The sequence below is a fragment of the Arthrobacter mangrovi genome (assembly GCF_026011795.1).
Taxonomy (GTDB): Bacteria; Actinomycetota; Actinomycetes; order Actinomycetales; family Micrococcaceae; genus Crystallibacter; species Crystallibacter mangrovi.
The window spans coordinates 21,981-33,962 of sequence record NZ_BRVS01000011.1; the positions used below are offsets into that span (position 1 = coordinate 21,981).

An 11,982-nucleotide genomic window follows, 5' to 3' on the forward strand; every position below is an offset into this window, starting at 1 on the left:
GAGGAGCCTCCCGGGCTGTTCAGGTGCTGATGGACCGTCCCATCGTGCTGGGCCGCGGTGAGCAGAAACGGGCCGGCGGGTGGCCGGCGGGTGAAGAAATCAGGCAGGAATGCCGAGCATGCCCGCGCTGGCCTGCCAGTGCCGCAGGACCAGGTCGTCGTCGGCGGCCTGGGGGCTGGTGCGGCCGGGCCGGCGGTGGTCGTCATAGTAGCGGCCGGACTGCCAGTCGGTGCCGGGCGTGCCGGCGCAGAAGTGGGCGAGGTTGGCGCCGCCTCGTTCGGACGAGATCAGGAAGCGGCGCAGCCAGGTGTGGTAGAAGGGGCGGAGGTAGCTGGTGCTTTCCGCCGCGAAGTTCGTGGCGACGTTGCCCGGATGGAACGCCACGGAGGAGAGGCCCCGGCCGGCATGGCGGGCGTGCAGCCCGCGGGTGAAGAGGATGTTGGCGAGCTTGCCGTTGCCGTAGGCGCGGTTGGGGGTGAAGCCGCGCCAAGTGTTGAGGTCCTCGATGTCCACGCGGCCGAACAGACGGGCGCCGATGCTCGAGGTGTTGACGATGCTGGCGCGGCTGCCGAGCAGGACGTCGAGGAGTTCATGCGTGAGCAGGAACGGCGCCAGATGGTTGATCTGGAAGGTCTTTTCGAACCCGTCCCTGGTCCGCTCGGGACCGGCGAAGAGGCCGCCGGCGTTGTTCGCGAGGACATCGATACGCGGGTAGGCCGCCTTCAGGTCCCGGGCAAGCGAACGCACCTGGCCGAGGTCGGCAAAATCCGCGGTGTACCAGTCGGCGGCGAGCTGCCGGGCGACGTTCTCGGTCTTGCCCGGCGACCGCCCCACGAGGACCACGCGGTGTCCTTCGGCATGGAGGAGCCGGGCGGCGGCCGCGCCGATCCCGTCGCTGGCGCCCGTCAGGACGATGGTCTTCGGTTCGTTCGTCTTCGGCTCGGTCATCCGCAGTCCCTTCGTCGGCAGGCGCTTGGTGCGCTGCAGGCACAACGTTAGCGCCGCCGTCGTTATTCTGCCGCCCTCCCGTTACCCTCAGCCCCTCCTCGCCTCCTTCGACCCCATCGACTGGGCAGCAGGTGCCCGATTTTCGCGTGGTAAGGGCATCTGCTGCCCGGTCGGCGGGAGGGCGGGAGAGGGTCGGGAGGTCAGGCGGCGGATGGTGCGGCGGCGGGCGCGTGGGCCAGGCGGCGCAGCTTCGGGATCGGGATCCGGTAATTAAGGCCGACGGCGGTGCCCGTGCCGTCCGCGTGCGGCCAGCGCATCAGGGCAGAGCCGGCGTGCGGATCCCCCTCGAGGAGCTCGGGCCGGCCGGTCAGCGGAAGGAAGCCGCTCGCCTTGAGGTTCAGGCCGAACTGCTCGGTCCAGAAGTAGGGCTGGAAGTCCAGCTCCGGGGTCTCGTCGCCCTTGAGCAGCGCGAGGGCCGCCACCTTGCTCTGCTCGATGGCGCTGGTCCAGAGCGGGATCCGGCCGATGCCCCGGGCCGTGGGGAAGGCGGCCACGTCTCCGGCGGCGACGATGTCCGGACGGACGCGGCCGCGGGTGTCGACCTCGAGCCGGCCGTTGGCGAGGAGGCCGCTGGTCGCCAGCCACTCCGTGTTGGGCGCGTCGCCGACGGCGCTGACGACGAGGTCGGGCTCGAGGGCGGAACCGTCGGCGAGGGAGACGCGCGGCCGGCCGCCGTCCTCATGGAGGCCGAGGGCCTGGGAGGGCGCGAGCTTCAGCCCGGCGCGCAGGGCGGCGGTGAGGAAGACCTCGGACAGGTACGGGCCCAGTTGGCTGGTGAGCGGCCGGTCCCGGGACACGAGCGTGACCTCGCAGCCGGCGGACAGGCAGCCGGAGGCGATCTCCATTCCCAGGGCGCCGCCGCCGACCACGACGACGGACGGGCGGCCGGCGAGCCTGCGCCGCAGTGCCAGGGCGTCCTCGAGGGTGCGCAGCGTCAGTTCGTTCCGGTGCGCCGTGCCGCCGGTTCCCAGGCGGCGGGCGCGCGATCCGGTGGCGAGGACGACGCCGTCGTAGGGCAGGCCGGTGCCGTCCTCGAGGAGCACGAGCTTCCGTCCGGCATCCAGCCCGGCCGCGCTGACTCCGAGGATCTCCTGCGCTTCGTGGCTCGCGGCCGGCAGCTCGTGGGACGTCATGTCCTCGGTGTCGAGCAGTGCCGCCTTGGACAGCGCGGGACGGCTGTACGGCGTATGATGCTCATCGCCGACGATGGTCAGCTCGCCGTCGAACCCGGCCGCCCGCAGCGAGTCTGCGGCCGTCAGGCCGGCAATGCCGTTTCCGACGACGACGATCCGTTCCATCGGCATGGTCAGGCCAGCTTCAGGGCGGCAACGGGGCAGACGCGCACGGCCGCTTTGGCGGTTTCGAGGTCGCCATCGACCTGCTCGACGTCCAGGACAAGTTCGCCGTCATCGTCCAGATGCATCAGCTGCGGTGCGACTTCTTCGCACAGGCCGTGCCCTTCGCAACGCGGCCGATCCAGGATGATGTTCATTGCTTCCTCCGCTGGCTTTGGGCTGTGGCTGGTGTCACAGCCGGGGTGTCTGAAAAGCTTGGCAGGCGGTGTTGATGTTCGGCAAATGAATACTTTTCATCGCTTATGTGCACGAAATGAATAGCTTGGTAGGCTGGCCCGGGAGAGCGCCGGGGCAGCCGGCCCCGATGAATGAGGTGTTTCGATGCCACTGCAGCCTGGACTGATCTGGAACGTGAAGGACAGTTTCGTTGCCTACGTGGAGGCCCTCGATGACGGCACCGCGGAGGCGCTTTCGCCGGCCTCCCGCCAGGAGGGCGGGTTCCACTTTCCGTGGGACGAGGCCGCGCCGCTCCAGGACCCCGGCGGCTTTTCCGGTGCTTTGCAGTTCCTGGGCACGGTCCGGTTCGGCGGTCACTGGGGCGCCCTCGATGTCGAACTGCGGGATCCGCGGATCGAATTGGCCGGCGGCTCGGGCACGCTGCTGGTCCGGGAACGGGGCGGGCTGGATGCGGGCAGGATGCTCCCGTTTGCCGGCCTTGAGGCGGGTCCGGGCGTGGAAGGGGCCGACGGCTCCCTCCTGCTGGAACTGACTGCTGCCCTGGCCGGCCACGGACGCCTGCTGCTGGGAGGGCAGTACGCCGTCGGACAGCCGCTGAGCCCGCTCCAGGTCGCCTTCCCCGCCCGCCATGGCCGAGCGTAACGTGGACTCCGCCACGGATGCGGACCTGTCCCGGCTGGCCTCGGTAGACCTCAACCTGCTGGTGCCGCTGCTGGCACTCCTCGAGGAGCGGTCCGTCACCAGGGCGGCCCGCAAGGTGGGGCTGTCGCAGCCCGCCATGAGCCATGGGCTGAACCGGACCCGCCGCCTGCTCAATGACGAACTCCTGGTCCGGCAGGGGCGCGGGATGGTGCTCACGCCCCGGGCCGCCGAGCTCATCGTGCCGCTGCGCCAGGCGCTGCACCAGGCGGCGACGATCGTTACGGGTACCAGCTTCGATCCCGCCGTCGACCGCCGCCTGATCACCGTGGCGATGACCAACAGCACCGCGTTCGTGATCGGCAGCGAGCTGAGCCGGCTCCTGGCGGAGCGGGCGCCAAACACGGTGCTGCGGCTTCGCACCACGAGCGTCACGACCAGCGCGGCGTTCGCCGAGGACGCGGCCGACGTCGTGCTGCTCCCTGAGGCGTTTCCCACGCCGCATCCGCGCGAGCGCCTGTACGACGACCGGTGGGTGGTGGTTGCATCATGGAACGAGCCCAAGGATGCCGATGCGCTGGAGCTGCTGGAGAAGGTGCCGCACGTCTTCCTCGATGAGCCCGCGGAACGCCAGCGGCCCTACGAAATCCTGGACGAGAAGAAGATCCAGTACCGGGTGCGCCAGCGGGTGTCGGACTACCTGTTCATCCCGCACCTGATCGCGCAGTCCGGCGGCGGGGTGGCCATCCACCGCTACCAGGTCGGGCTGGAATTCGAGGGCCGGTTCGACCTGCGGGTAGAGGAGTTTCCGTTTCCCATCGAGGCGCTCGGAATCGACATGGTATGGAATCCGTGGCTGGCCGACGGCCCCTTCAAGACCTGGCTGCGCGAAATGCTCATCGAGGCGGCCGAGCCGCTGCGGGCCCGCTACCTGCCCCCGGGATAGTTCATTCAGATCCTGCATGGAATATATGCGAAATATTCAGTTCCCCTATTGTCCGAACGTGGCTTGAATGTGTGTTGCGGTGCCGTGAGGCAGGTCTCACCACCGGAAGCAGCCAACGATTCGCCGGGGCGGGCCTTCCCGCCGGTGCGGATCCCGAGCCACCATGTGAGGTGCCTGATGACCGTAGAGACACCGGTTTCATCCAAGATCGACCTGTTCTCCGATGAGGTCCTGCTGGACCCGTACCCCTTCTTCGCCGAACTGCGGGAGCAGGCCTCCGTGGTCCGTCTCGAGAAGAACGGTGTCTGGGCCCTGACCCGCTACGACGCCATCCGCGACGCGCTGGCGAACTGGGAAGTCTTTTCCTCCACTGCCGTTGCCTTCAACGACGACATGAATGCCGCCCTCGCCGGGACGAGCCTGGCGACCGATCCGCCGGAACACCAGCGGCTCCGCGCCGCGCTGACCGAGAACCTCACTCCGCGCGCGCTCCGCAAGCTCAAGGGAAGCATCGACGAAAAGGCCGACGCGCTCGTGGCCGAACTGGTGGAGCGCGGCTCCTTCGACGCGATCGACGACCTGGCCCGGGCGCTGCCCATTGCCGTGGTGACGGACCTGATCGGCCTGCAGGGCGTGGCCCGCGAGAACATCCTCCGCTGGGGTGAGGCGGCTTTCAACGTCCTTGGCCCGATGAACGAGCGCACCATCCGGAATTTCCCGGTCGCCGGCGAGCTCTTCCAGTGGTGCTCCGGCGTTCAGGCCAGCGACCTGGCCGAGGGCAGCATGGGCCGCGCCATCTTCGCCGCCGCCGAGCGCGGCGAGATTCCGCTGGAGAGCTGCGGCCACATCATCCACCAGTACCTTGGCGCCGGCGTGGACACCACCATCGCGGCCATCGGCAACGCCATCGCGCAGTTCGCGGCGAACCCCGACCAGTTCGACCTGGTCCGCGAGGACCGGTCCATCATCCCGTCCGCCTTCAACGAAGTCCTGCGTTATGAAGCGCCCGCCCACGCCTTCGCGCGGCTGGTCAAGCAGGACATCGAAATCGACGGCAGGTTTATCCCGGCGGGGGACAAGGTCGCCATCCTCTACGGCTCCGGCAACCGGGACCCGCGCCACTATGAGAACCCCGATGCCTTCCTGGCCAAGCGGAACCCGGTGGACCACCTCTCCTTCGGCTACGGCGTCCATAGCTGCGCCGGGCAGGGCCTGGCCCGGCTCGAGGCCCACGCCGTGATCGATGCCCTGGCCCGGCGGGTGCGCCGCTTCACGGTCGGCGAGGCAGAGCGCTCCATCAACAACATGACCCACAGCCTCAACAAGCTGCCGGTCCTGGAGATCGAGCCGGCCTAGGCTGCCGCCCCGGCCCGCCACGGCCCAGTTGCGGGAGCGGGAAAGATCCTGGCGCGGCCGAAAGGGATGGGTCCCTCCGAAGCCGGAGGGACCCATTCACCGAAGCGCGTGCGGATGGCTGCAGCTGCTAGGGGATGGTGTTGAGGCCGCCGGAAGAGGATCAGCGGACTGATCGGGAACGTCTCGGCTTACAGGGTGCGATCCACCGGCACGAGCCGGATGTCGCGCAGCTTTCCGGCGTCGGCGACGGCGGTCAGGTAGGTGCACGCTGGCTGCCGCCGCCGGTCCGTCGGAGAGCCCGGGTTGAGCAGGCGCAGGCCCGTGGCCGCCGTGCTGTCCCAGGGGATGTGGCTGTGGCCGAAGACCAGCACGTCGGCGTCCGGGAACCGTGCCGCGCAGCGGGCCTCCCGGCCGGCGGCGGCGCCCGTCTCGTGGACCATGGCGAAGCGGAGCCCCTCCAGTTCCACGCGTGCGACCTCCGGCAGCCGCGCGCGCAGCTCGCCGCCGTCGTTATTGCCCCACACACCCACCAGCCGGCGGGCCCGCGACTCCAGGACGTCAAGCGTCGCCGCATCCACCCAGTCCCCGGCGTGGAAGACCACATCGGCGTGGTCGACGGCGGAGAGCACCTGCGCGGGCAGGCCGCGGGCGCGCTTTGGGACGTGAGTGTCGGCGAGGAGCAGGATGCGGGTGGCCATGTACGGCATGGTCCCACACACGCGGGCCTAAGGGTTCAGGCGGTCACCGCATTGATCAGCTCGTGCTTGTGCGGGGTGACCTCCACGGGAAGGTGCGGCCGCACGTTGTTGTCGAACCAGTCGTCATGCTGTTCGGCGCTGTCCCAGATTTCGACGACGTTGATGCCGCTTTCGGATTCCCAGGCGTAGTGGGAAACGAAGCCGGGGGTCGCCTTGAGCTTGTCGATCAGGACGGCCGCGATCTGGTCATACTGCTCTCGCTTCAGGCCGCTCACCGTGCTGTAGGTCAGGGTAGCCATTCCGGCCTCCTCATGAAGGGGTGCCGGCCGGGCGGACGGGCGCCCGCGGACAGAGCCGGCAGGGCCGAATGTACGCTTCTGCGGCCGCCGCCGACAGGGGCGTGCTGCCCTACCTCCGCCGGCGGATGACGTACTCGGCCACCGCGAGGTTGACCAGCCACGCCGCCCCCATGAGGAGGGCCCGCGGCAGTTCCGGCGTGGGGCCGAACAGCAGGACGGCTGGCAGGAGCAGGACCACCTGGGTGCCGGCCCCGAGGCCGAGGGCGTACGCGCGCGTCATCCAGTCGCCGTGCGCCGCGAAGTCGCGGCGCCGGATCGCGAGGACGCCCAGGACGATGCCTGCGGCCATGGCGGTGCCGACCACCAGGCGGATGGCGAGCAGCAGGTCGCCGTCGCCGGGCGGAAGGACGTAGAAGGCTGCCATCCACAGGCCGGACAGGGCCGTGAGCAGGCCGGCCGGTACCAGAATCCGCCCGGCGATGCGGTGCCAGCGGCGCCGGGTGCGCAAGGCCGGGACGAACTGGAAGGCGCCAAGCAGGCAGTAGACGGTCACCGCGACGATGTGCACGACGACCGGGACGGGTGAGGTGAAGAAGCGCTCGTTGGCCGGCGTGACCGGGCCGTCTCCGGCCAGCTCGGCCATCCGCAGCGAGCCCTGGAGCAGCGGAACGAGGCTCAGGAGGATCAGGCCGGCGGGCACGAGCCACTGCGCGCGCTGGCTGGCGATGCCGGGGACAACGGCGGGGACGACGGCGGCGGGCCGGGTTTTGCTGGTGGGATTCACGAGAGGTCCTCTGCTGCCGGAGGTGTACGACGTACACCTTGTGGAAATCAACCTAGGTGTACGGCGTACACTTGTCAAGGGCGGCTAGAGTGCCGTTCCGGATAGGGTGGCTAGATGGTTCAGCAGGGCGAAGGCGGGCAGCGGGTGCGGCTGACCCGGGACCGCGTCCTGGAGGCAGCCGTGGCGCTCGCCGACGAGATCGGCATCGAGGCGGTCAGCATGCGCCGGCTCGCACAGGAAGTCGGCGTGGTGCCGATGGCGCTCTACAAACACGTCGCGAACAAGGAAGAGCTGCTCGACGGCATGGTGGACCTGCTGGTTGCCGAGATCGATCCGCCGGCCCGGGACGTCGGCTGGAAACCGGCGGTCCGGCTGCGGGTCCTCTCGGCGCGGAGGGCGCTGCTGCGGCATCCGTGGGCGCGGCCGGTGCTCGAAACCCGCGTCAACAAGACACCGGCGGTTCTCGATTACATGGACTCGTTCATCGGCATGTTCCTTGCCGGAGGCTTCTCCGTCGACCTCACGCACCACGTCATGCACGCCCTCGGCAGCAGGATGTGGGGCTTCACCCAGGAGCTGTTCCAGGAGCCTGCGCCAGCTGCGGCAGAGCCGCCGCCCGCCCCGCCCCCGGAAGCCATGGCCGCGATGCTCGGGCAGATGGCGGCGCTGTATCCGAACGTAGCGCGGGTTGCGACGGCGTCGGCTCATGACGACGGGTCGGTCGTCGGCCCGGGCTGCGACGACCAGTTCGAGTTCGAGTTCGCCCTGGACCTGCTGCTGGACGGTTTCGAGCGGCTGCACGCGCAGGGCTGGAGTTCAAGGTCCTGATTGGCTTGCGGCGGAGGCGGACGCCGCTGTCGTTCGCCACGGTTTCACTGACCACCGGCGATCCGGCCGCTACAGTTGGGGCATGCCCGAGATGCCTGAAGTGCAGGGACTCGTAGACTTCCTGCGGCTGAAGCTCCTTCCGCCCGATGCTCCGGCGGCCGTGGTCGACGATGTCGAGGTGCTGTCCTTCTCCGTGCTGAAGACGGCGAACGTCCCGCTGGACCTGCTGGCCGCCGGGCCGGTGTCGGGGGTGGAACGCCGAGGCAAGTTCATTGTCATCGCGGCGGGCGGCGCTAACCTGGTGATGCATCTGGCCAAGGCCGGCTGGCTTCGTTGGTCGGACGGGCTGAAGCCGGGGCGGCTGCGGCCCGGCAAGGGGCCGATCGCGCTGCGCGTACGGTTCGCGGCGGATGTTGACGAGAAGCCGGGATTCGACCTGACGGAGGCCGGTACCAAGAAGTCCCTGGCGGCCTACGTCGTCAAGGATCCGCTCGAGGTCCCGGGCATCGCCCGGCTGGGACCGGATGCGCTCGACGTCGACCAGGAGTCTTTCGTGCGGCTGGTCGGGTCGCACTCAAGCCAGATCAAGGGGCTGCTGCGGGACCAGTCGGTGCTCGCCGGGATCGGGAACGCCTACAGCGACGAGATCCTGCATGCGGCGCACCTCTCGCCCTTCGCCATTGCTTCGAAGCTCGGGGACGACGACGTGCAACGGCTGTTCGAGGCAATGCGCGGCACGCTGGAGGCCGCGATCGCGGGGGCGTCGGGCCGGCCGGCGGCGGAGCTGAAGGATTCCAAGCGGAAGGCGATGCGCGTGCACGGCCGCACAGGCCAGGCCTGCCCGGTCTGCGGGGACGAGGTCCGGGAGGTCTCCTTCGCCGACTCGTCGCTGCAGTACTGTCCCACCTGCCAGACCGGCGGCAAGCTGCTGGCGGACCGGAGGACGTCCAAGTTCCTCAAGTGAGCGGGGGGTTGGGCGCCGCTTCCGGGAATGAATAGGCTGGTGCCCGTACAGCTGGCGATGGGGGAGGGGCAGGATGTCGGAGACGACCGCGGCCGAGGTATTGGCAGAGCTGGCCACGCTCGAAGATCCGAAAATGCGCGAGGCGAATGAAAAGCGCGGCGACGACCACGGGGTGAACCTGTCCAAGCTGCGCGCGGTGGCCAAGCGGCTCAAGACGCAGCAGGATCTTGCCCGCGACCTGTGGGCGACCAACGACACCGCCGCGCGGCTGCTGGCCCTGCTGATCTGCCGCCCCAAGGCGTTCGAACGCGGGGAACTGGACGCCATGCTGCGCGAAGCCCGGGCGCCCAAGGTGCATGACTGGCTCGTGAATTACGTGGTCAAGAAGAGCCCGCATGCCGAAGAGCTGCGGGTGGCCTGGTCCGCGGACGCGGACCCCGTTGTTGCCAGCGCCGGCTGGGCCCTGACCACCGAGCGGGTCGCGAAGAAGCCCGAGGGCCTGGACCTCGACGGCCTCCTCGACACGATAGAGGCGGAGATGAAGGATGCGCCGGACCGCCTGCAGTGGGCGATGAACCATACCCTCGCGCAGATCGGCATCGAGCATCCCGGGCACCGCGCCCGCGCCCTTGAAATCGGCGAACGCCTGGGAGTGCTCAAGGACTACCCGACGCCGCCCAACTGCACCTCCCCATACGCACCCGCCTGGATCAACGAGATGGTCAGCCGGCGGGGAGCTTAGAAGCTCATAAAAAGGAGGACGACGGCGGCACGTGCGTGCCGCCGTCGTCCTCCTTGAGCTGTGGATCAGTGCTGGGGCTGGCGGGCCTGCAGCAGCGGCGCGAAGAACGCGCCCAGCTCGTCCTTCGCGGTCAGCGGCAGGACGTTCGCCACGTACTGGTCCGGGCGGACCACCACGACGACGCCGTTGCGGTCCAGGCCGCGGGCATCGAAGATGTCGTCGTCCGGGACGATGCCGTAGACCTTCTGCAGGTCGGTCAGCTTGAACGGGCCCACCTCCGGCTTGAAGACCGTGGGGACGGCGTTGATGTCGATGTCCTCGTGCGGCTGCTGGTAGATGACCTTGACGTCGAACCACGCGTCGTCGTCCCCGCCCTGCGGCTGGGCCGCCAGCGGGGAATCCTGCGAGGTGGAGAGCCACTCGGCGAGCTCGGCAGTGGGGGACTCCGCGCCGGGAGCGGCCGGGTCCGCAAAGACGTAGATGCGCCAGCGGCCGTCGGCAGAGGCCTGGTGTCCCAGGTGCAGCGGGTTCGTGTCGGCTACGCGGCAGGCCATCGCGGACTTGAAGCGCTTGCCGATCGGGAAGCCGGTGGCGAGCGACTGGTGCTTGGCTTCGCCGATGATCAGCGACGGCGTGTACTCGGTCATGAACCCGGCCGGGAACTCGGCGGTGCGCACGTAGAAGTCCTCGAGCTCCGAGGGATCCTCGAACTCCTCGGGCTTCTTGGCCATCATGGTGGACCAGGTCTTGTCGAAGTCGATGAGGTTCTTCGCAACGACCTGGCGCTCGGCCGAGTAGGTGGACAGCAGCGACTCGGGGCTGCGGCCCTCGAGGACGTGCCCCAGCTTCCAGGCGATATTGAAGCCGTCCTGCATGGACACGTTCATGCCCTGGCCGGCCTTCGCGGAGTGGGTGTGGCAGGCGTCGCCGGTGATGAACACGCGCGGGGTGCGGGTGCCCAGCTGCTCCGGGGTGACGTCGTCGAAGCGGTCCGTGAGCCGGTGCCCGACCTCGTAGACGCTGTGCCACGCGACGTCGCGCACCTCGACGGTGTACGGGTGCATGATCTCGTTGGCCTTACGGATGATGGTCTCGATCGAGGTCTTGCGGATGGCTCCATTGTCGTTTTCCGGGACGACCCCGAGGTCGACGTACATGCGGAACAGGTGCCCGCCCTCGCGCGGAATGAGCAGGATGCTGCCGCCGTCGTGGGACTGGATGGCGCACTTGAGGCGGATGTCCGGGAAGTCGGTCTTGGCGACGACGTCCATGACGCCCCACGCGTGGTTGGCCTGGTCGCCGGCCATGGTGCAGCCGATCGAGGCGCGGACCTTGCTGCGCGCGCCGTCGGAGCCGATGACGTACTTGGCGTGCACGATCTTCTCCGTGCCCTCCTCCGGGCCGGCGCTGCGCACGAGGGTGACCTTGACCGGGTACTCGCCCTCGTCGGCGACCTCCAGCGTCTGGAAGTCCCAGCCGTAGTCGGGCTTCAGGCGGGTGGGGGACTGGGCGGCCACGCGGGCGAAGTAGTCGAGGACGCGGGCCTGGTTGACGATCAGGTGCTTGAACTCGCTGATGCCGGCCTCGTCGTCCTTGGCGCGGCCGCCGCGGACGATGTTCTTCGGGTTCTCCGTATCCGGGCGCCAGAACGCCATCTCGGTGATCCAGTACGCCTCGGCGGTGATCTCCTCGGCGAAACCGAAGGCCTGGAACGTCTCGACGCTGCGGGCCTGGATGCCGTCCGCCTGCCCGATCTCCAGCCGGCCCGGGCGGCGCTCGATGATGCGGGTGGTGATGTCCGGGAACTGGGCAAGCTGCGCGGCGGCAAGCATGCCCGCGGGGCCGGAGCCGACAATCAGGACGTCCACCTCGGAGGGCAGTTCCTCGGGACGATTGATACCGACGCCGGCGGCCGGCTGGATGCGCGGGTCACCGGATACGTAACCGTGGTGGTGGAACTGCACGGGCTTTCCTCACTTCGTTCTGCTGTTAGTGGCCATCTGGCGTGTGTTCGTTATCGGAATGCTCGGTTCGATAATCGAATAACGTGTGCTAAGACACTGTACGACAAACATGACGCAGGTAACAACTGTGACTTTTTGGCATTTGGGCCGCGCGGCGATGCGCGCGGCGGGGCGGCGTGAGGAGCCGCCGAAACAGCAGCGGGCGGAGGCGACCTTTCGCCT

13 protein-coding genes are annotated in these 11,982 nt (G+C 68.8%); 6 read left to right on the forward strand and 7 right to left on the reverse strand.

What is annotated here, in order from left to right; translation table 11 throughout:
* Nucleotides 1-99: 99 nt before the first annotated feature.
* The 3 genes from AHIS1636_RS12015 to AHIS1636_RS12025 form a co-directional block, all read right to left on the reverse strand.
* Nucleotides 100-948 (reverse strand): SDR family NAD(P)-dependent oxidoreductase, encoded by an 849-nt coding sequence (locus tag AHIS1636_RS12015; RefSeq protein ID WP_264796067.1) that lies wholly within the window; start codon nucleotides 946-948, stop codon nucleotides 100-102.
* Nucleotides 949-1,148: 200 nt separating this feature from the next.
* Complete coding sequence (locus tag AHIS1636_RS12020) at nucleotides 1,149-2,312, reverse strand: NAD(P)/FAD-dependent oxidoreductase (protein ID WP_264796068.1); 1,164 nt, start codon at nucleotides 2,310-2,312, stop codon at nucleotides 1,149-1,151.
* A gap of 2 nt (nucleotides 2,313-2,314) precedes the next feature.
* Entirely contained in the window at nucleotides 2,315-2,500 is a 186-nt protein-coding gene (locus AHIS1636_RS12025) for a ferredoxin (protein WP_264796069.1), read from the reverse strand.
* Between the two features lie 184 nt (nucleotides 2,501-2,684).
* Between AHIS1636_RS12025 and AHIS1636_RS12030 the strand changes: the two genes are divergently transcribed.
* From AHIS1636_RS12030 to AHIS1636_RS12040, 3 genes are all read left to right on the forward strand, one after another.
* Complete coding sequence (locus AHIS1636_RS12030; protein ID WP_264796070.1) at nucleotides 2,685-3,182, forward strand: HtaA domain-containing protein; 498 nt, start codon at nucleotides 2,685-2,687, stop codon at nucleotides 3,180-3,182.
* Nucleotides 3,169-4,125, forward strand: a complete 957-nt coding sequence (locus AHIS1636_RS12035) for a LysR family transcriptional regulator (RefSeq protein ID WP_264796071.1) — start codon at nucleotides 3,169-3,171, stop codon at nucleotides 4,123-4,125. The genes AHIS1636_RS12030 and AHIS1636_RS12035 overlap by 14 nt, the downstream gene beginning before the upstream one ends.
* Before the next feature lie 177 nt (nucleotides 4,126-4,302).
* A complete protein-coding gene (locus AHIS1636_RS12040) occupies nucleotides 4,303-5,481 on the forward strand; it encodes a cytochrome P450 (RefSeq protein WP_264796072.1) in 1,179 nt (392 codons plus the stop codon).
* A gap of 188 nt (nucleotides 5,482-5,669) precedes the next feature.
* On the opposite strand, the gene AHIS1636_RS12045 is transcribed toward AHIS1636_RS12040, so the two are convergent.
* From AHIS1636_RS12045 to AHIS1636_RS12055, 3 genes are all read right to left on the reverse strand, one after another.
* Nucleotides 5,670-6,179 (reverse strand): metallophosphoesterase family protein, encoded by a 510-nt coding sequence (locus AHIS1636_RS12045; protein WP_264796073.1) that lies wholly within the window; start codon nucleotides 6,177-6,179, stop codon nucleotides 5,670-5,672.
* Nucleotides 6,180-6,214: 35 nt separating this feature from the next.
* Nucleotides 6,215-6,478 (reverse strand): antibiotic biosynthesis monooxygenase family protein, encoded by a 264-nt coding sequence (locus AHIS1636_RS12050; protein ID WP_264796074.1) that lies wholly within the window; start codon nucleotides 6,476-6,478, stop codon nucleotides 6,215-6,217.
* A gap of 109 nt (nucleotides 6,479-6,587) precedes the next feature.
* A complete protein-coding gene (locus AHIS1636_RS12055; protein ID WP_309298611.1) occupies nucleotides 6,588-7,262 on the reverse strand; it encodes a DUF2306 domain-containing protein in 675 nt (224 codons plus the stop codon).
* Nucleotides 7,263-7,376: 114 nt separating this feature from the next.
* On the opposite strand from AHIS1636_RS12055, the gene AHIS1636_RS12060 reads away from it, so the two are divergent.
* From AHIS1636_RS12060 to AHIS1636_RS12070, 3 genes are all read left to right on the forward strand, one after another.
* Nucleotides 7,377-8,090, forward strand: coding sequence for a TetR/AcrR family transcriptional regulator (locus AHIS1636_RS12060; RefSeq protein WP_264796075.1), 714 nt, complete (start codon nucleotides 7,377-7,379; stop codon nucleotides 8,088-8,090).
* A gap of 82 nt (nucleotides 8,091-8,172) precedes the next feature.
* Complete coding sequence (locus tag AHIS1636_RS12065) at nucleotides 8,173-9,054, forward strand: DNA-formamidopyrimidine glycosylase family protein (protein ID WP_264796076.1); 882 nt, start codon at nucleotides 8,173-8,175, stop codon at nucleotides 9,052-9,054.
* A gap of 73 nt (nucleotides 9,055-9,127) precedes the next feature.
* Entirely contained in the window at nucleotides 9,128-9,796 is a 669-nt protein-coding gene (locus AHIS1636_RS12070) for a DNA alkylation repair protein (RefSeq protein WP_264796077.1), read from the forward strand.
* A 65-nt stretch (nucleotides 9,797-9,861) separates the two neighbouring features.
* Here the strand turns inward: AHIS1636_RS12070 and AHIS1636_RS12075 are convergent, their stop codons facing one another.
* The gene (locus AHIS1636_RS12075; RefSeq protein WP_264796078.1) at nucleotides 9,862-11,760 is read right to left on the reverse strand and encodes an FAD-binding monooxygenase; all 1,899 of its coding nucleotides are present in this window, start codon (nucleotides 11,758-11,760) and stop codon (nucleotides 9,862-9,864) included.
* Nucleotides 11,761-11,982: the final 222 nt, after the last annotated feature.